Here is a 17,545-nt window from a genome sequence, read left to right on the forward strand (position 1 = left end):
GCTCGTCGAGGCCTGCGGGGGTGCCGGACGAGGTCAGCCCCTCCCCCACGACAGATGCAGGGCGAGGGCGCTGGCCGCCGTCAGCACGGCCGCTCCGAGCGGTGCGAGCCAGGCGAAGCCCGGGCCGTGCAGGGGCGGGACGGCGAGGACCACGAGCAGTGCGGCCGACTGCGCGATCGCCTGGATCACCAGCAGGCGACGGATGCCCGGAATCAGCACGACGAGCCGGATCCGCGAGCGCCAGGGCACGGCCCAGGCCCAGGCGGACAGCACGTGCGCGAGATGGATGAGCAGCACGGCGATCGCGGTCCGCCCCGGCGACGGCTCGACCAGGATCACCCCCAGGGCCAGGCACGCGATCCCGGCCCAGGACGCCAGGGACCGCGGGAGCAGCACCGCCACCGCCACGGCGATGGTCGCGATCGCGCGCCACATCGGATAGGGGTTCAGCAGCAGCACGCCGCCCAGGACGACCGCGGCGGCCCCGAGGCGCAGCACCGCGCCGGGCACGGCTCCCGGCACCCGCATCTCGTGCCGTCGCATCATCGCCGCGCCCCTCGTCCGTGCGTCCGACGCGCGCGGCGCGCCGCGACCCGCAGTTCGGTCACGGCATCGTCGGCCGCCCAGGAGACGACCTCGACCCCGGCGCCGCGCAGATCCTGCAGCACTCCCGCCCGCTCGAGCAGGAGGGTCCGCATCGCGAGGTTCTGAGCGGGGGTCAAGCGGTCCGTCTGCGGCTGCGGCAGCACGTCGACCGCGACCACCGACTGGCCTCCGGCGCTCCACCGCAGCGCGAGATCCGCCGCCGCCCCGTCGAAGAACGTGGACAGCACGAACACGATGGATCCCGGCGGCACCGGCGGCGTGCGCCGAAAGCGCGTGCCGTCGCCGTCCGGCCCGGTGCCGGCGATCACGCCGCGCAGCCGCTCGAGATGGCGCGCGCCGGAACCGCTGCGCAGCGAGCGTCCGCCCGGCGTCAGAGCATGGAACGCCACGCGGTCGCCGTCGCCGATGGCCGAAGTCGCGACGGACAGCGCCACCTCCCGCCCGAGATCCATCGAGGTCGGTCCGCTGCGCGCGGTGGCGCCGCTCCCCCAGGTCGCCACGACGGCGCCCAGGTCGTCGGCCGCGTCCAGGGCGATCACGACCGCGCTGTCGCTGAGCGCGTTGGTCCTCCGCACCAGGAGGTCGCCTGGACGCCTCGCCATGCGTGCCGTGGCGCGCCAGTCCACGCGGCGCAGCTCATCGCCCGGCGCGAACGGATGGATGTCGCGGAAGTCCCCGCCGGTGCCGCCGCGACGCCCCTCGTGCCCGCCGTGCAGGCCGAGCAGACGCGGCGAGAGCGGGAGCTCCGCCGTCGGACGCACGCGAGGAGCGGCGTTCCAGATCGCGTCCGCCCGAAGGGCCGCCGCGCTCGCCCAGCAGGCGTCCGCGTGCAGGGTGCGAGCCGTCACCGCGAGTGCCTCCGCCGGACCCGAGTGCAGGAGCCTGGTGCGGGTCGTCGCCGCCGTGCCCGCCGTCGTCTCGACCGCCCCGGTGCGCTCGCCGCCCTGATCGATCACGAGCTGGAACCACTCCGCCGCACCGGACACGTCGACCCGCCCCGCCACGGTGCCGGGGTCGGCCTCGACATCCACGCTCAGCGCCACTCCCACCGATCCGGCCCTCGGCGGCCGCAGCAGGGCCCACACGCCGGCGAGGGCGAGCGGCAGGCCGGTCGCGATCACATCCGGCCGGCCCAGCACGAGCCCGGCACCGGCGAGGAGCACGCCCCCGGCGAGCGCGCAGGCGAGCACCGGCGTCCTGTACCAGCGCAGCGGAGCGCTCTGCACGCGGCGGTCCTCGGTCATGCGCGGATCGCGCTCTCCCCCGCGACCGTGGGCGGGACCGGGGTCGCGCCGACGACGGCGGCGACGACCGCCGCCGGATCCACTCCCTGCGCCCAGGCCTGGGGCGTGAGAGTGAGCCGGTGCGCGAGCACCGGGACAGCGATGCGCTTCAGATCGTCGGGGCGCACGTAGCCGCGCCCCTCGACGGCGGCGACGGCCCGCGCGAGCAGGATCAGCGCCTGGGATCCGCGCGGCGAGGCCCCGACGGCGACGTTCGGAGCCGTGCGGGTGCCGCGGGTGAGCGCGACGGCGTAGCGGATGAGATCCGGCTCGACGTGGATCCGCTCGACCTCGGCCTGGATCCGGATCAGCTCGGCCGCATCGATGACCGCCGCCACTTCGGCGAGCTCGCGCTGCCGTCGGACCCGTTGAGCGACGATGCCGGCCTCGTCGTCCTGGTCCGGATACCCCACCGCGAGACGCACCATGAACCGGTCGAGCTGGGCCTCGGGCAGCGCATATGTGCCCTCGTACTCGATCGGGTTCGAGGTCGCGATCACGTGGAAGGGCTCCGGCAGCGGATAGCGCCGCCCCTCGACGGTCACCTGGCGCTCTGCCATCGCCTCGAGCATCGCCGACTGCGTCTTGGGAGTGGTCCGGTTGATCTCGTCCGCGAGCAGCAGTCCGGTGAAGATCGGCCCCGGACGGAACCGGAACTCGCCGGTGTCCGGGGCGTAGACGAAGGAGCCGGTGACGTCCCCTGGGAGCATGTCCGGGGTGCACTGCAGCCGGCGGAACTCCAGCCCGAGCGCGGAGGCGAGGCTGCGGGCGGCGAGCGTCTTCCCGAGGCCTGGGACGTCTTCGAACAGCACGTGCCCGCCGGCGAGGATCGTAGCGAGGGCGAGCGTGAGCGGCTCGTCCATGCCGACCACCGCGGTGCGCACGCCCTCGAGGACGCGTGCGGCCGTCTGCGTGATCGAGGCGACGTCGCCGTTCGTCTGCTCCGGGATCATGGTCTCTCCAGGGTCGAGGGGACGGGGTCGTGCTCCAGCGCCTGCAGGAGCCGTTCGAGTTCTGCGCGCCGCAGGACCGGCCCGGTGAGCGCCGCGTGCACCCCCGGGCCGAGGACGGCGTCGACGGCGCTCGCCTCCGCCGTGTCGAGCTGCACGCCGTGCGCACGGAGGCGCCGGTCGGCGAGCGCGGTGATCCGCTGTCGCAGCGAGGGCCCCACCGCGCCGGTGCGGGAGTCGATCGACCAGGCGAGGCGGGACACGTCCGAACCCCGGCGAGGGATGTCCGGAGGTGCGGGCGGCCACGGGCCGGACTCGTCGAGGAAGTTCTGCCGGGCGATGAGGAGCGCCGCGGCGAAGACGAGGATCCAGGCGACCGCGAACTCGAGCGGGACGCCGAGGAACGCGAGCAGCAGGGCGACGGGGATGCCGAGCGCGATCCAGACGACGACGATCAGGACCCGGCCTCTCATCGCCACCCCTCCTCGATCGCGGCGAGGCAGCGTCGCGCCGCTCCCCGTGCGTCCTCGTCCGCCGACCAGCCGCCGAAGCGCACGGATTCGTAGAGTCCGAGCAACGTGCGCAGCTCGGCGTCGAGACCGGGCCTGCCACTCAGGATCCTCACGGTGAACTCTCCGGGCGTCTCCGAGTCCGCCCTTCGGCGGCCCGAGCGCGCGGACGCCTCCTCCAGGCTCACCCAGGCCGCGATGATCGCATCGCCAGGATCGCGGTGGGCCTCGATCGCCCCCTGCGCGTCCGCCGCCGCATCGCGGATCTTCTCCGCATCGACCGCCTCCTCCGCGGCCGCCGTGCTCCGGCCGAGGCCGACGTCGCCGCCGGCTCGACGGTTCAGCGGGCGTGCCGACCAGAGCGCCCGGATCGCACGCCAGAGCAACCAGCCGAGGGTCGCCAGCCCGGCCAGCGCGACGAGGACCGCGATCACCGAGGCGATGGTCGCCCACACCGGGTTCCCGGGCAGCTCCTGCGGGATCGGTGCCCCCGACGCCTGCGTAGTCGCGGTGTGCGCGGGCTGCGGGATCGGCCCGCCGAGTCCGATCTCGCCGAACCTCGGCACGCCCTGCAGCGATGCGACGGCCATGAGCAGCACCGCCACCAGCACCACGATCGCCAGCGCTCCCGGTAGCGGGAGCGTGCGATGACGCGGGTCGGCGCGGACCATGCCCTCACCCTATGCGGTGCCGCACCGGCGTCTGCGGTGTCGCCGTCCCGCGGCGCGTCAGAGCTCCACGGCCCCCGCGAACCGGGTGAGCGCATCGCGGACGGCTTCGACCTCGGCCACCGTCATGCCCAGTCGCGCCATCACCTGCTGCGGCACGTCCAGCGCCTTCCGGCGCAGTCCCGCCCCCTTCTCCGTGAGGGCGATATCGAGCCGACGCTCGTCCGAGGTGCTGCGACGCCGTTCGATCAGGCCGTCCGCCTCCAGCCGTTTCACCAGGGGCGAGGCGGTGGCGGGGTCCATGGCCAGCGCCGTGGCGAGATCGCCGAGCGACCGGGGAGACTGCTCCCACAGCGCCAGCATGGCGAGGTACTGCGGGTGGGTGAGCCCGAGCGGCTCGAGGATCGGCCGGTAGATCGCGACGACGTTGCGCGCCGCCGTCACCAGCGCGAAGCAGAGCTGACTGTCCAGCCGGAGCAGATCGTCGGTCGTCGTCTCGGTCACGACCCGATGGTACCAAATGCCCTAATCATTAGTACACTAAGGGTTATGGTGAACTCTCCGACCGAGCATCCGCCGCTCCGCCAGCGCATCCGCGAGGCGGGCGGCTTGTACGCCTGGATCAACACGAACCTCATCCGGTTCGCCGGCCCCGCCTCCGTGGGCCCGTACGAGGCGACCCCGCCGCCCTCTGCCGCGGAGCGCGCGCAACGCGGCTGCCCGCTGTGCGGCGCGCCGATGACGGAGCACGAGATCGACCGCAGCGGACCGAAGCCGCTGATGCACTGCCCCTGACGAGCACGCAGCCCGTCAGCGGCGCCGCATCACCCGTTGCGCCCGTTGTCGTCCGCGTCCTCCCGGGAGATGTCGATCCACTCCATGAGCGCCGCATCGTCCGCGACGACCTCGGCGGCGACGTCGAGCCAGTTGTCGCTCATCGTGCGCGCCCCCATCACCGCCCGGGACACGCCATGCTCGGTGAGCAGCACAGCCGCCCGTTCCGACGCCACGCGCACCAGCAGGGTCCCGCCCGCACGTGCGCCGACCAGGATCCGTCCGCCGCTCAGGAACGCGCGGCTGCCGAACATCGCCCGCTCCTCGATCTCGCCGTCGCCGCCGAGGAGCGCGCGGATCCGGTCCGCCAGCTCCATCACCGCCGCATCCGCCATCCGCCGACCTCCGCCTCTTCGCGCCGCGGCTCAGGCGTGCCCGGCCCGCTCCATCGCCCGCAGCTCCTTCTTCAGGTCCTGCACCTCGTCGCGCAGTCGGGCCGCGAGCTCGAACTTGAGCTCCCCTGCCGCGGCGAGCATCTGCGACGACAGGTCCGCGATCGTCTCCTCGAGCTGCACCGCCCCTTCCGCAGCGATGCCCTCGCGGCGCAGGTTCGGCGTGGGCGACTTGCCCCGCCCCGACTTCGTGCGCTTGGACAGCAGCTCCGCGGTGTCGGCGCCTTCGCGCGCCAGCACGTCGGTGATGTCCGCGATGCGCTTGCGCAGCGGCTGCGGGTCGATGCCGTTCGCCGTGTTGTAGGCGATCTGCTTCTCACGGCGCCGCTCGGTCTCCTCGATCGCCTTCGCCATCGAATCGGTGACCGTGTCGGCGTACATGTGCACCTGCCCCGAGACGTTGCGCGCCGCGCGCCCGATGGTCTGGATGAGCGACGTGCCGCTGCGCAGGAACCCTTCCTTGTCGGCGTCGAGGATCGCGACCAGCGAGACCTCGGGAAGGTCGAGTCCCTCCCGGAGCAGGTTGATGCCGACGAGCACGTCGTAGACACCGGCCCGCAATTCGGTGAGCAGCTCGACGCGGCGCAGAGTGTCGACGTCGGAGTGCAGGTAGCGCACCCTGACACCGTGCTCGCCGAGGAAGTCGGTCAGCTCCTCCGCCATCTTCTTGGTGAGCGTGGTGACGAGGACGCGCTCGTCGCGGGCGACGCGGATCCGGATCTCCTCGAGCAGATCGTCGATCTGCCCCTTCGACGGCTTCACGACGATCTCCGGATCGACGAGTCCCGTCGGCCGGATGATCTGCTCGACCACGCCGTCGGCGATGCCCATCTCGTACTTGCCGGGGGTCGCGGACAGGTAGACGGTCTGCCCGATGCGCTTCGTGAACTCGTCCCACCGCAGCGGGCGGTTGTCCAGCGCGCTCGGCAGCCGGAACCCGTGATCGACGAGGGTGCGCTTGCGCGAGGCGTCGCCCTCGTACATCGCGCCGATCTGCGGCACGGTGACGTGGGACTCGTCGATGACGAGCAGGAAGTCATCGGGGAAGAAGTCGAGGAGAGTGTGCGGGGGTTCTCCGGCCTCTCGGCCGTCCATGTGCCGCGAGTAGTTCTCGATGCCCGAGCAGAACCCGAGCTGCTGCAGCATCTCGAGATCGAACGTCGTGCGCATGCGCAGGCGCTGCGCCTCCAGAAGCTTGCCCTGGCGCTCGAGCTCGGTGAGGCGCTCGGTCAGCTCGTCCTCGATCTGCCCGATGGCGCGCTGCACCACGTCGGTTCCCGCCACGTAATGCGAGGCCGGGAAGATCGGCACCGAATCGAGCCGCGCGATCACCTCTCCCGTCAGGGGATGCAGCGAGTACAGCGCCTCGATCTCGTCCCCGAAGAGCTCGATGCGGATCGCATGCTCTTCGTAGACCGGGATGATCTCGATCGTGTCGCCGCGCACACGGAAGTTGCCCCGGGAGAAGTCGACGTCGTTGCGGTTGTACTGCATGGCGATGAACTGCCGGATGAGCGCATCGCGGTCGTAGCGCTCCCCGACCTGCAGAGCGACCATCGCGCGCAGGTACTCCTCCGGCGCGCCGAGGCCGTAGATGCAGGAGACGGTCGAGACGACGACGACGTCTCGCCTGCTGAGCAGGGAGTTCGTCGTGGAGTGCCGCAGGCGCTCGACCTCCGCGTTGACCGACGAGTCCTTCTCGATGAAGGTGTCCGTCTGCGGCACGTAGGCCTCGGGCTGGTAGTAGTCGTAGTACGAGACGAAGTACTCGACGGCGTTGTTCGGCATGAGGTCGCGGAACTCGTTCGCGAGCTGGGCCGCGAGGGTCTTGTTGTGCGCGAGCACGAGCGTGGGGCGCTGCACCTGCTCGATGAGCCACGCCGTGGTCGCCGACTTGCCCGTACCGGTGGCGCCGAGCAGGACGACGTCGGTCTCGCCCGCGTTGATGCGTGCCGCGAGCTCGGCGATCGCCTGCGGCTGATCACCGGCGGGCGCGTACTCCGAGACGACTTCGAACGGCCGGACCGAACGTGTGGGTTGCATGCTTCCAGGGTAGGCGGCCCCTCCGACATCGGGGCCGGGATCCGCGTCCAGCGGAATCCCGCTGAGGAGAGGCGCGCCCGGATTCCCGGAGCGGACGCGGAGACGACCAGGGGCCTCCCGCACCGGGCGGGAGGCCCCTGGTCGAAGCGAAGGCTCAGACGGGCCAGGACCCCGCCGTCGGACCGCTCAGCGAGCCGGTGCCGCCGTTCGGGTCCACGATGAGGTTCGGGATCACGCCTCCGTCCGGGTAGTCCCCGCCGCGCGCGATCGAGGCGACACCGGAGAAGGTGATGGATCCGTCCTCGGGGCGCACGGAAGGATCGAGCACCCACGAGAACGAGGTCCCGGTCGGCTCCGTCGAGTCGGCGCTCGTCACGTACGACAGCACGAGCTTGGTCGAGCTGATCGTCGTGAAGGTCCAGCCCTGGCTCTGCTGCTTGTTCCAGTCGACCCCGTAGGGCGTCTTCAGGAAGTCGAACGCCGGGTTCGTCCCGTGGTATTCGATGGTGATCTCGAAGACGGTCCCCGCCGCGACCACCTTGGGCGCGCTCGGGTCGGCCGGCGAGATGCGCACGCCGTTCGAGCGGATCTGACCGGTGGAGGCGCCCTGCCCGATCACCTCTCCCGCGGTGAGGAAGAAGCGCAGCTCAGCCTGCGGGCTGGCACTGGCTGCCGCCATCGGCGCGGCGAACGCGGCGGCGACGACGGGCACGGACCAGGCGGCGCCCTTGATCATGGTGCGGCGGGAGAAGCCGCTCTTGACGTCGGTCATGGTGCACTCCAGAGATCGGTCGAGCCGAAGGGCTCGGGAACCGAGATCGCGCACCTCGCGAGTTCGATGCGCGACGGAGACGCGGCGCAGCGGATGGCCGGATTCCCGGGCTCTCGCCGGCGTCCCCACAGCGCTTCCCCGCACTGCCCGAACCTTCAGGATATACCGGTCGACAACATAGTGCAAAGCAGGTGAACAAACCGACGGCGCAGAATCGCCCCGTGATGCGCCGATTCAGCCGTCCGCCCTGGCCCACACATACGGCGTCGTGGTGGTGACCTTGCGCATCCCGGCGCGTTCCAGGATCGGACGGGAGAACTCCGTCGAATCGGAGTGCAGGAGACGCAGGCCGCGAGCGAGGGCCGCCTGAGCCCGCTTCGCGGTCAGCGCCCGATAGACACCGCGTCCGCGCCACTCCCCGACCGTCGCTCCGCCCCAGATCCCCGCGAAGTCGGTGCCCGGCACCGGCTCCAGCCTTCCGGCGCTGATCACCTGCCCCTCTGCCTCCGCGATCCAGAGCACGACGTCGTCGCCCGCCGCGATGCGTGCGATCATGTGCGCAGCCCGCGCGTCGCCGTCGCCATGCCCGAAGACCTCCGCCTGCATCCGCTCCATCGCCCGGATGCCGTCCGCGTCGCGGACCTCCCGGAGCACGATGCCGTCGGGAATCGGCACGTCGACGGAGAGCGCGACCGCCTCGCCGAGCATCACCGACTCCGCCTCCTCCGGCACGAAGCCGGCATCCCGCAGGGCGGCGTCGAGCCCGGGGGCGATGTCATGACCGCGGGTCTTCCACTCGGCGGTCACGACCTCCGGCGATCCGGCGAAGTGCGCGCGCACCTCGCCGACGAGAGACCGGATCCGCCGCTCCCCGAGACCGGCGAGATCGCGATAGCTCGCGAACCCGGTTCCTCCGGGGAACACCCCGACGACGACCGGACCGATCGTGCGCACGTCGGCCGCGCCGCGCAGCTCAGCCGCTCCGCGCAACTGCTCGTCGTAGGCGGACAGGAGACCGGTCATCGGGGCGCGGCCCCGGTCAGCGTCCGCCACAGCGCATCCGTCTGCCGGATCGTGTCGGCGAGGTCGCCCGAGGTGTCGATCAGCACATCGGCGATCTCGCGCCGTCGCTCGTCCGGCACCTGCGAGGCGATGCGCTTGGCCGCCTCGGCGCGGTCCAGCCCCCGCTGCCGCACGAGCCGGTCCTCGCGCAGCGCGGCGGGCGCATCGGCGACGACGATGAGGTCCCAGGGGTCGTCCGCGCGCGCCTCGACGAGCAGCGGCACGTCGTACACGACGACCGCCTCCGGATCCGCCTCCTTCGCGGCCGCGAAGCGACGCTGGGACTCCGCCTTCACCGCGGGGTGCACGATGGCGTTCAGCCGGCCGAGCGCCTCCGCGTCGCCGAACACCCGGGCGCCGAGGGCGGCACGGTCCAGCTGACCGTCGGGGGCGATCATCTCGTCGCCGAACTCCGCTGCGATGCGCGCGAACACCGGGGATCCCGGCGTCTGCACCTCGCGCACGATCCGATCCGCGTCGACGATGACCGCGCCGTGCTCCGCGAGCCGGGCCGCGATCGTGGACTTGCCCGACGCGATGCCGCCGGTGAGTGCGATGAGGGGCATGAGGCCAGTCTGGCACGCGGGCGATCGCCGCCGGCGCGGCGACGGCTGCGGCTCAGCGGGCGGAGGGATCGGCACCGCGCAGCGCGGTCCCCGCCGCGGCTGCGGCGAGACCGCACATCGCGATCACGATCGCCGCGAACCAGCTCCACCCCCAGGCTCCGAACGCGATGCCGAGCGCCCACCCGAACAGGCTCGAGCCGGCGTAGTACGCGAAGTAGTACAACGACGACGCCTGAGCGCGGCTCTCGGGCTCGGCGGCGGCCGAGGTCCACCCCGACGCCACGGCATGCGCCCCGAAGAATCCCGCGGTGAAGAGCAGGAGACCGGCGATCACGACGACCGTGCTCGCGGTCAGCATGAGCAGCGCACCGCCCGCCATCACCGCGATCGAGCCCAGCAGTACCGGATACCTCCCGCCGCGCGACGCGAGCACACCCGCCCAGGGCGAGGCGATCGTTCCCGCGAGGTAGGCGACGAACAGCAGGGTCACGAGCCATGCGGGAAGCGCGAACGGGGGCGCCGCGAGGTGGAAGCCCAGATAGTTGTAGACCGCCACGAAGGCGCCCATGAGCAGAAACCCCTGAGCGTACAGCGCGAGCTGGCGAGGCGAGGCCAGCAGCCGCCGCAGGCGCGTGGCGACGCCCGCCCGCCGTCCAGCCCGGGCACGGACGGGCACGAAGCCCTGCGAGCGCGGCGCGAGCCAGAGGAACAGCGCTGTCGCCACCGCGCAGAGGCCCGTCGCCGTCCACACGCCGGCCCGCCACCCCGCCCCCTCGGCCACTAGCCCGGACACGATCCGCCCGGCGAGCCCGCCGACGGTCGTCCCCGCGATGTAGCTTCCCGCCGCGGCTGCCGCATACCGCGGCCCCACCTCCTCGGCGAGATACGCCAGGGCGACGGCGGGGACCGCGCCGAGGGCGACGCCCTCGGCGCATCGGAGCGCGAGGAGCGGGACGATGCTCCCGCCGAAGGGGGCGGCGAGACCGAGCGCCGTCGCCGCGATCACGCCGATCGCCATCGCGGGCACCCGCCCGATGCGATCGGCGACCACCGACCAGCCGATCACGGAGGCGGCGAGCCCCAGCGTCGCCGCGGAGACGCTCAGCGCGGCCGTCGCCGGGGAGACCCCCAGATCGGCGGCCAGCTGCGGCAGCACCGCCTGCGGCGCGTACAGCTGCGCGAAGGTCGCGATCCCGGCGAAGAAGAGGCCGAGGATGAGTCTCCGGTACTGCGGGGAACCGGGGGCATGGCCGGGGAAGCTCACGGGATCCGGATCCGCGCTCCTGCGCCGGCGCGCGGGTGCGATGCGAGAGGATCCATGTCCTTCATCCTCACACGCCCCCGCGTCCGAGCCGACCGCACCCGGCGGGCCGCACTCGGACGCGGAACGGGCCGCCACCCGCCCGAAGGCGAGGTGACGGCCCGTTCCGTGGATCGGCTGCTTACGCGTTGCCGCCAGAGAGCTTCTCGCGGAGAGCCGCGAGAGCCTCGTCGTCGGCCAGCGTGCCGGCACCGGCGGAGTCGCTCGAGAACGACTGCGCGCCCCCGAAGTCGTCGCCCGCGGCGGCCTCGGCCTCGGCGGCCTTGAGCACCTGGGCCTTGTGCGCCTCCCAGCGAGCCTGGGCAGCCGCGTACTCCTGCTCCCAAGCCTCGCGCTGAGCGTCGAAGCCTTCCTTCCAGGCGCCGGTCTCGGCGTCGAAGCCCTCCGGGTACTTGTACTCGCCGTTCTCGTCGTACTCGGCGAGCATGCCGTACAGGGCCGGGTCGAACTCGGTGCCGTAGGGGTCGACCGACTCGTTGGCCTGCTTCAGCGACAGCGAGATGCGGCGACGCTCGAGGTCGATGTCGATGACCTTGACGAAGACCTCTTCGCCCACCGAGACGACCTGCTCGGCCAGCTCGACGTGCTTGCTGGACAGCTCCGAGATGTGCACGAGGCCCTCGATGCCGTCCGCGACGCGCACGAACGCACCGAACGGAACGAGCTTGGTGACCTTGCCCGGGGTGACCTGGCCGATGGCGTGGGTGCGGGCGAAGACCTGCCACGGGTCCTCCTGCGTCGCCTTCAGCGACAGGGAGACGCGCTCGCGGTCGAGGTCGACCTCGAGGATCTCGACGGTGACCTCCTGGCCCACCTCGACGACCTCGGAGGCGTGCTCGATGTGCTTCCAGGACAGCTCGGAGACGTGCACGAGGCCGTCCACGCCGCCGAGGTCGACGAACGCACCGAAGTTCACGATCGACGACACGACGCCCTTGCGGACCTGGCCCTTGTGCAGGTTGTTGAGGAACGTGGTGCGCGACTCGGACTGCGTCTGCTCGAGCAGGGCGCGGCGCGACAGGACCACGTTGTTGCGGTTCTTGTCGAGCTCGAGGATCTTGGCCTCGAGCTCCTGGCCGAGGTACGGCGTGAGGTCGCGGACGCGGCGCAGTTCGATGAGCGACGCCGGCAGGAAGCCGCGGAGGCCGATGTCGACGATGAGTCCACCCTTGACGACCTCGATGACCTGACCGGTGACGACGCCGTCGTTCTCCTTGATCTTCTCCACGTCGCCCCAGGCGCGCTCGTACTGGGCGCGCTTCTTGGACAGGATCAGACGGCCTTCCTTGTCCTCCTTCTGGAGGACGAGGGCCTCGACCTGGTCGCCGACGGAGACGACCTCGTTGGGGTCGACGTCGTGCTTGATGCTCAGCTCGCGCGAGGGGATGACGCCCTCGGTCTTGTAGCCGACGTCCAGCAGCACCTCGTCGCGGTCGATCTTGACGATCGTGCCCTCGATGATGTCGCCGTCGTTGAAGAACTTCAGGGTCTTCTCGACCGCAGCCAGGAAGTCCTCGGCAGATCCGATGTCGTTGATCGCGACCTGCTTGGTGGCCGGAGCGGCCGTTGCGGTAGTCATGTAGTGGGTTGTCCTTGTTGATGGATACTCGGGCCGCGATGCACGCCCTCGAGGGGGCACAGGATCGCATCGCAGCGGAATGGATGTGTGTTGTTCGTCACGCACGCGCGAGGAAGCCCCCGCGGGTGACACTTCATGCTATCAGGTCGCCCGGGCTCGGCAAACCGCATTCGCAGCCGGCGCACGGACGCGGGACCGCCTCCCCGCACCCGGGGAACAACGCCGCTGACCGGCGCCGTGTTCCCGCACGCCCGCTCCCCCGCAGGACCGGCCGAGCACTGGCAGACTGTGGGGATGACCGACGCCGCGCCGAAGCTGCTCCTCCTCGACACCGCCAGCCTGTACTTCCGCGCGTTCTACGGCGTGCCGGACACGGTCAAGGCGCCGGACGGCACCTCGGTCAACGCGGCCCGCGGCCTCCTCGACATGATCGCCAAGCTCGTGTCGTCCTATCGGCCCACGCACCTCGTCGCCTGCTGGGACGACGACTGGCGTCCGCAGTGGCGGGTCGACCTCATCCCGAGCTACAAGGCGCACCGCGTGGTCGAGGTCGTGCCCGGCGGCGCGGACGTCGAAGAGGTGCCCGACCCGCTCGAAGCGCAGATCCCGATCATCCGCGAAGCGCTCGCGGCGCTGCGGATCCCGGTCGTCGGAGTGGCGGAGCACGAGGCCGACGACGTGATCGGGACCCTCGCGACCGTCGCGGACATGCCCGTCGACATCATCACGGGCGACCGGGACCTGTTCCAGCTCGTGGACGACGCCCGCGGAGTCAGGGTGGTCTACACCGCCCGCGGCATGAGCAACCTCGAGGACCTCACCGAGGAGGCGGTGGTGCGCAAGTACGGAGTGCTCCCGAGCCAGTACGCCGACTTCGCGACGATGCGCGGCGACGCGTCCGACGGGCTCCCCGGCGTGGCCGGGGTCGGCGAGAAGACGGCCGCGAACCTGCTCGCCGTGCACGGCGACCTTTCGTCGATCCGTGCCGCGGCCGAGGCTGCGGAGGGCATGTCGGCCGGCGTCGCGAAGAAGATCCTCGCCGCCTCCGACTACCTCGACGTCGCCCCGACCGTGGTGCGCGTCGCGACCGCGCTTCCCATCGCCGTCCCCGACGAGCCCCTGCGACCGCTCGACCCCGCGGAGACCGCGGCCGCGGTCGGCGTCGCGGAGCGCTGGAACCTGGGCACGTCGATGGCCCGCGCGCTGGAGGCGCTCAGCCGCACGGCCTGACCCGGCCCCTCAGCCGGCCCAGCGCAGCAGGCGCTCGAGCCCCCACGTCGTCACGATCCGCTCCGCGGGCACCCCGGCGCGCTCGGCGCGTTCGGCGCCGTGGTCCAGCAGCGACAGCTGGCCGGGGGCGTGCGCGTCGGAGTCGATCGAGAACAGGCACCCGATCTCGAGCGCGAGCGCGAGCAGCGCGTCGGGCGGGTCGTGCCGCTCGGGACGGGAGTTGATCTCCACGGCGACGCCGTGCTCGGCGCACGCCTCGAAGACGGCACGGCCGTCGAATCGCGAGGGCGGCCGCGTGCCCCGATCCCCCTGCACGAGCTGGCCGGTGACGTGTCCGAGCACGCTGACGCGCGGGTTCGAGACCGCGGCGACCATGCGCCGGGTCATCGGCGCGGGTTCCATGGCCAGCTTGGAGTGCACCGAGGCGACCACGATGTCGAGCTCGCCGAGCAGCCGATCCTCCTGGTCCAGGCGCCCGTCGTCGAGGATGTCTACCTCGATGCCGGTGAGCATCGTGAGCCCGTCCCCGCTCAGCGCCCGCACCTGCGGCAGCTGGGTCCGCAGGCGCTCCGCGGTCAGGCCGCGCGCCACGCGCAGCCGCGGCGAGTGATCGGTGATCGCGAGGTACTCGTGCCCCAGCGCGCGCGCCGCGTCGGCCATCGCCGCGATCGGCGTCGTCCCGTCCGACCACTCGGTGTGCGCGTGCAGGTCGCCGCGCAGGCGCGTGCGCAGCTCCGAGACGATCTCCGGCTCGACCTCGCCGCGCAGCTCGACGAGATACGACGGCGTCTCGCCCGCGAGCGCCTGGCGGATCACCTCGAACGTGGAGGATCCGATCCCCTTCGCCTGCTGGATCCGGCCCGGATCCCGTCGCGCGTCCTCCGGAAGGCCCGCGTAGGTCTCGGCCGCGGCGCGGAACGCCTTGGCGCGGTACCGCGACGCCCGCTCCCGCTCGAGCAGCCGGGCGATCTCGAGCAGCGCCTCCTGGGGATCCATGCCTGCCTCCTGCCCGCTCAGTCCGCCGCGAGCTCCCGCGACGCCGCGACCCAGGCGTCCAGCTTCGCGACAGCGCGGCCGTCGTCGACGGCCGCCTCCGCCCGGCCGTACGCGTCGCGCAGCCGCTGCACGATCGGCACCTGCGCCTGGGCCGCGTCGTGCGACAGCTCGTAGGCGACGATCCCGGCCGCGGCGTTCAACAGCACGATGTCGCGCACCGCCCCCTTCTCCCCCTCGAGCGTGCGCCGCAGCACTGCGGCGTTGTGCTCCGGGGATCCCCCGATGAGGTCCGCGAGGTCGGCGAGCGGGATGCCCAGGTCCCGGGGATCCAGGTCGTGCTCGTGGATGTCGCCGCGGGTGACCTCCCAGATCCTGCTGTGACCGGTGGTCGTCAGCTCGTCCAGTCCGTCGTCGCCGCGGAACACGAGCGCCGTGGCGCCGCGCGTGCGGAACACGCCCGTGATGAGGGGCACGCGGTCCAGCTGGGCCACGCCGACGGCGTTCGCCTCGGCGCGTGCGGGGTTGCAGAGCGGGCCGAGCATGTTGAAGACCGTCGGCACCCCGAGCTCGGCGCGGACGGCGCCGGCGTTCTTGAAGCCGGGGTGGAACGCCCCCGCCCAGGCGAACGTGATGCCGGTGCGGTCCAGGATCTCGGCGACGGCCCGCGGGTCGAGGGTGAGCTGCAGACCCAGCGCGCCGAGGACGTCGGACGAACCCGACGACGAGCTCGCTGCGCGGTTGCCGTGCTTGACGACCGGCACCCCGGTGGCACCGATGATGATCGCGGCCGTCGTCGACACGTTCACGGTGCCGACGCGGTCGCCGCCCGTGCCGACGATGTCGAGGACGTCCGAGGAGACCGGGAGCGGCACGGCCGCCTCGAGGATCGCGTCGCGGAAGCCGACGACCTCGTCGATCGTCTCCCCCTTCGCGCGCAGGCCGACGAGGAACCCCGCGAGCTGCGCCTCGGTCGCCTGGCCGCGCATCACCTGGCGCATGGCCCAGGTGGACTCGTAGACGCTGAGATCGCGTCCGGCGAGGAGGGTGGAGAGGACATCGGGCCAGGTCAGAGCTTCCGCCATGCCAGCGATCCTATCGATGTGATGCAGTCGTGATCGCCGTCGCGGATCCGCGCCCTCCCGCGCAACGCCGCGGCTCTCAGGGGATTCGCGGCGGGTTCCGAGGTCGCACCGAGCCTGCGACGGGCTGAACCGCCGCGGCCGGTGCGACAATCGGCCTCCCGGATCGGCCATAATGGACAGGTGACGACCTCAGCGACGTATGCCCCGGCGGCGAGAACGATCAAGCGCCCCAACCCGGTGGCTGTGGGAACCATTGTCTGGCTCGGCAGTGAAGTGATGTTCTTCGCGGGACTCTTCGCGATCTACTTCACTCTGCGCAGCACCTCTCCGGAGCTCTGGGCCTCGCGCACCGAGCACCTGAATGTGCCGTTCGCCGCGATCAACACCCTGGTCCTGGTGGCGTCCTCGTTCACCTGCCAGATGGGCGTGTTCGCCGCGGAGCGCATGCAGCCGTACACGGCGGTGAACGACAAGGGCCGCAAGCGCTGGGGCATGGTCCCCTGGTTCTGGGTGACCTTCATCATGGGCGCGTTCTTCGTGTCCGGCCAGGTGTGGGAGTACTCGCAGCTCGTCGCCGAGGGCATGCCGATCTCGGCCGACTCGTACGCGTCCGCGTTCTACATCACCACCGGCTTCCACGCCCTGCACGTCACGGGCGGTCTGGTCGCGTTCCTGCTGACCCTCGGCCGCGCCTTCGCCGTCAAGAACTTCACGCACAAGGAGGCGACGACCGCGATCGTGGTGTCCTACTACTGGCACTTCGTCGACGTCGTCTGGATCGTGCTGTTCTTCGTCATCTATTTCCTCAAGTAAGAAGCGGAGCGGATCCCCGACATGGCACGTGAGAAGAAGCGCCGTTCCGGCCGTCGCAGCCCCCTGGCAGCAGCGGCGCTGATCGGTGCAGGCCTGATGATCACCGGCGGCGTCTACGCCGGTGCGAGCGCGGCGTTCGCCGCCACCGAGCCGGCGTCCGTCACCGCCGCGGTGTCGACCGAGGACGGCCAGAAGCTGTTCCAGGCGAACTGCGCGACCTGCCACGGCATGAACCTGCAGGGCACCGCGACCGGCCCGAGCCTCTACGGCGTCGGCGAGCTGGCCGTCGAGTTCCAGATGTCCACGGGCCGCATGCCGCTGCAGATGCAGGGACCGCAGGCCCCGCAGAAGCACCCGCAGTTCACCGAGGAGCAGATCAAGAACGTCGCGGCCTGGGTCCAGTCGGTCGCTCCCGGCCCGACCTACCCGGACGAGAAGATCATCGACGGCAAGGGCGACGTCGCCCACGGCGCCGAGCTGTTCCGGATCAACTGCGCGATGTGCCACAACGTCGCCGGCGCCGGTGGAGCCCTCACGGAGGGCAAGTACGCCCCCGGCCTCATGAAGACCAGCGCGCTGCACATGTACGCGGCGATGGTCACCGGCCCGCAGAACATGCCGGTCTTCGGCGACATGAACCTGACGCCCGAGGACAAGCGCGACATCATCTCCGCGCTGCTCTTCCAGCAGAAGGCGACCCAGGTCGGCGGCATGGATCTCGGATCCCTCGGCCCCGTCTCGGAGGGCCTGTTCATCTGGATCTTCGGAATCGGCGCACTCGTCGCCATCACCGTGTGGATCACGGCGAAGTCCAACTGACGCCGGCATATCGAAGAACG

The 17,545-nt window shown here is 71.5% G+C and carries 19 protein-coding genes; 4 read left to right on the plus strand and 15 right to left on the minus strand.

Annotation, left to right across the window (positions count from 1 at the left end):
• Nucleotides 1-33: 33 nt before the first annotated feature.
• The 6 genes from WFJ01_RS06275 to WFJ01_RS06300 are packed head-to-tail and all read right to left on the minus strand — an operon-like array spanning nt 34 to nt 4,520.
• Entirely contained in the window at nt 34-546 is a 513-nt protein-coding gene (locus WFJ01_RS06275) for a hypothetical protein (RefSeq protein WP_336628550.1), read from the minus strand.
• Nucleotides 543-1,850: a DUF58 domain-containing protein gene (locus tag WFJ01_RS06280; RefSeq protein WP_336628551.1), complete on the minus strand. Its 1,308-nt coding sequence runs from the start codon at nt 1,848-1,850 to the stop codon at nt 543-545. Before WFJ01_RS06280 ends, WFJ01_RS06275 begins: the two co-directional genes overlap by 4 nt.
• Nucleotides 1,847-2,842, minus strand: a complete 996-nt coding sequence (locus WFJ01_RS06285; RefSeq protein WP_336628552.1) for an AAA family ATPase — start codon at nt 2,840-2,842, stop codon at nt 1,847-1,849. Before WFJ01_RS06285 ends, WFJ01_RS06280 begins: the two co-directional genes overlap by 4 nt.
• Nucleotides 2,839-3,312, minus strand: a complete 474-nt coding sequence (locus tag WFJ01_RS06290; RefSeq protein ID WP_336628553.1) for a hypothetical protein — start codon at nt 3,310-3,312, stop codon at nt 2,839-2,841. The genes WFJ01_RS06285 and WFJ01_RS06290 overlap by 4 nt, the downstream gene beginning before the upstream one ends.
• Entirely contained in the window at nt 3,309-4,019 is a 711-nt protein-coding gene (locus WFJ01_RS06295) for a DUF4129 domain-containing protein (protein WP_336628554.1), read from the minus strand. Before WFJ01_RS06295 ends, WFJ01_RS06290 begins: the two co-directional genes overlap by 4 nt.
• 57 nt (nt 4,020-4,076) lie before the next feature.
• A complete protein-coding gene (locus WFJ01_RS06300; protein ID WP_295034020.1) occupies nt 4,077-4,520 on the minus strand; it encodes a MarR family winged helix-turn-helix transcriptional regulator in 444 nt (147 codons plus the stop codon).
• A gap of 45 nt (nt 4,521-4,565) precedes the next feature.
• On the opposite strand from WFJ01_RS06300, the gene WFJ01_RS06305 reads away from it, so the two are divergent.
• Nucleotides 4,566-4,811, plus strand: a complete 246-nt coding sequence (locus WFJ01_RS06305) for a hypothetical protein (protein WP_292886054.1) — start codon at nt 4,566-4,568, stop codon at nt 4,809-4,811.
• 29 nt (nt 4,812-4,840) lie between these two features.
• Here WFJ01_RS06305 and WFJ01_RS06310 read toward each other — a convergent pair whose 3' ends face one another.
• The 7 genes from WFJ01_RS06310 to rpsA all read right to left on the minus strand — a co-directional run bounded on the left by WFJ01_RS06310 (nt 4,841) and on the right by rpsA (nt 12,585).
• Nucleotides 4,841-5,185: a TfoX/Sxy family protein gene (locus WFJ01_RS06310; RefSeq protein WP_336628555.1), complete on the minus strand. Its 345-nt coding sequence runs from the start codon at nt 5,183-5,185 to the stop codon at nt 4,841-4,843.
• A 30-nt stretch (nt 5,186-5,215) separates the two neighbouring features.
• Nucleotides 5,216-7,285: an excinuclease ABC subunit UvrB gene (uvrB, locus tag WFJ01_RS06315; RefSeq protein ID WP_292886058.1), complete on the minus strand. Its 2,070-nt coding sequence runs from the start codon at nt 7,283-7,285 to the stop codon at nt 5,216-5,218.
• A 154-nt stretch (nt 7,286-7,439) separates the two neighbouring features.
• Nucleotides 7,440-8,057, minus strand: coding sequence for a hypothetical protein (locus WFJ01_RS06320; RefSeq protein ID WP_251441867.1), 618 nt, complete (start codon nt 8,055-8,057; stop codon nt 7,440-7,442).
• A gap of 234 nt (nt 8,058-8,291) precedes the next feature.
• Nucleotides 8,292-9,110: a GNAT family N-acetyltransferase gene (locus tag WFJ01_RS06325; RefSeq protein WP_336628556.1), complete on the minus strand. Its 819-nt coding sequence runs from the start codon at nt 9,108-9,110 to the stop codon at nt 8,292-8,294.
• A complete protein-coding gene (gene coaE / locus WFJ01_RS06330; protein WP_336628557.1) occupies nt 9,077-9,685 on the minus strand; it encodes a dephospho-CoA kinase in 609 nt (202 codons plus the stop codon). The genes WFJ01_RS06325 and coaE overlap by 34 nt, the downstream gene beginning before the upstream one ends.
• A 52-nt stretch (nt 9,686-9,737) precedes the next feature.
• Entirely contained in the window at nt 9,738-10,949 is a 1,212-nt protein-coding gene (locus tag WFJ01_RS06335) for an MFS transporter (protein WP_336628558.1), read from the minus strand.
• Nucleotides 10,950-11,127: 178 nt separating this feature from the next.
• Complete coding sequence (gene rpsA, locus WFJ01_RS06340) at nt 11,128-12,585, minus strand: 30S ribosomal protein S1 (RefSeq protein WP_251441879.1); 1,458 nt, start codon at nt 12,583-12,585, stop codon at nt 11,128-11,130.
• Between the two features lie 294 nt (nt 12,586-12,879).
• Between rpsA and WFJ01_RS06345 the strand changes: the two genes are divergently transcribed.
• Nucleotides 12,880-13,815: a 5'-3' exonuclease gene (locus WFJ01_RS06345; RefSeq protein ID WP_336628559.1), complete on the plus strand. Its 936-nt coding sequence runs from the start codon at nt 12,880-12,882 to the stop codon at nt 13,813-13,815.
• A 9-nt stretch (nt 13,816-13,824) separates the two neighbouring features.
• Here the strand turns inward: WFJ01_RS06345 and WFJ01_RS06350 are convergent, their stop codons facing one another.
• Nucleotides 13,825-14,811 carry a PHP domain-containing protein gene (locus WFJ01_RS06350; RefSeq protein ID WP_292886074.1) on the minus strand — a complete coding sequence of 329 codons (987 nt, stop codon included), beginning with the start codon at nt 14,809-14,811 and terminating at the stop codon, nt 13,825-13,827.
• Nucleotides 14,812-14,828: 17 nt separating this feature from the next.
• The gene (gene trpD / locus WFJ01_RS06355) at nt 14,829-15,893 is read right to left on the minus strand and encodes an anthranilate phosphoribosyltransferase (RefSeq protein WP_295034008.1); all 1,065 of its coding nucleotides are present in this window, start codon (nt 15,891-15,893) and stop codon (nt 14,829-14,831) included.
• A gap of 180 nt (nt 15,894-16,073) precedes the next feature.
• Here trpD and ctaE point away from each other — a divergent pair, with 180 nt between their 5' ends.
• Both ctaE and qcrC read left to right on the plus strand, forming a co-directional pair.
• Complete coding sequence (ctaE, locus tag WFJ01_RS06360; protein ID WP_442927998.1) at nt 16,074-16,706, plus strand: aa3-type cytochrome oxidase subunit III; 633 nt, start codon at nt 16,074-16,076, stop codon at nt 16,704-16,706.
• A 21-nt stretch (nt 16,707-16,727) separates the two neighbouring features.
• Complete coding sequence (qcrC, locus tag WFJ01_RS06365; protein WP_251441891.1) at nt 16,728-17,525, plus strand: cytochrome bc1 complex diheme cytochrome c subunit; 798 nt, start codon at nt 16,728-16,730, stop codon at nt 17,523-17,525.
• Nucleotides 17,526-17,545: the final 20 nt, after the last annotated feature.

This window comes from Microbacterium sp. MMO-35, assembly GCF_037147555.1.
Taxonomy (GTDB): domain Bacteria; phylum Actinomycetota; class Actinomycetes; order Actinomycetales; family Microbacteriaceae; genus Microbacterium.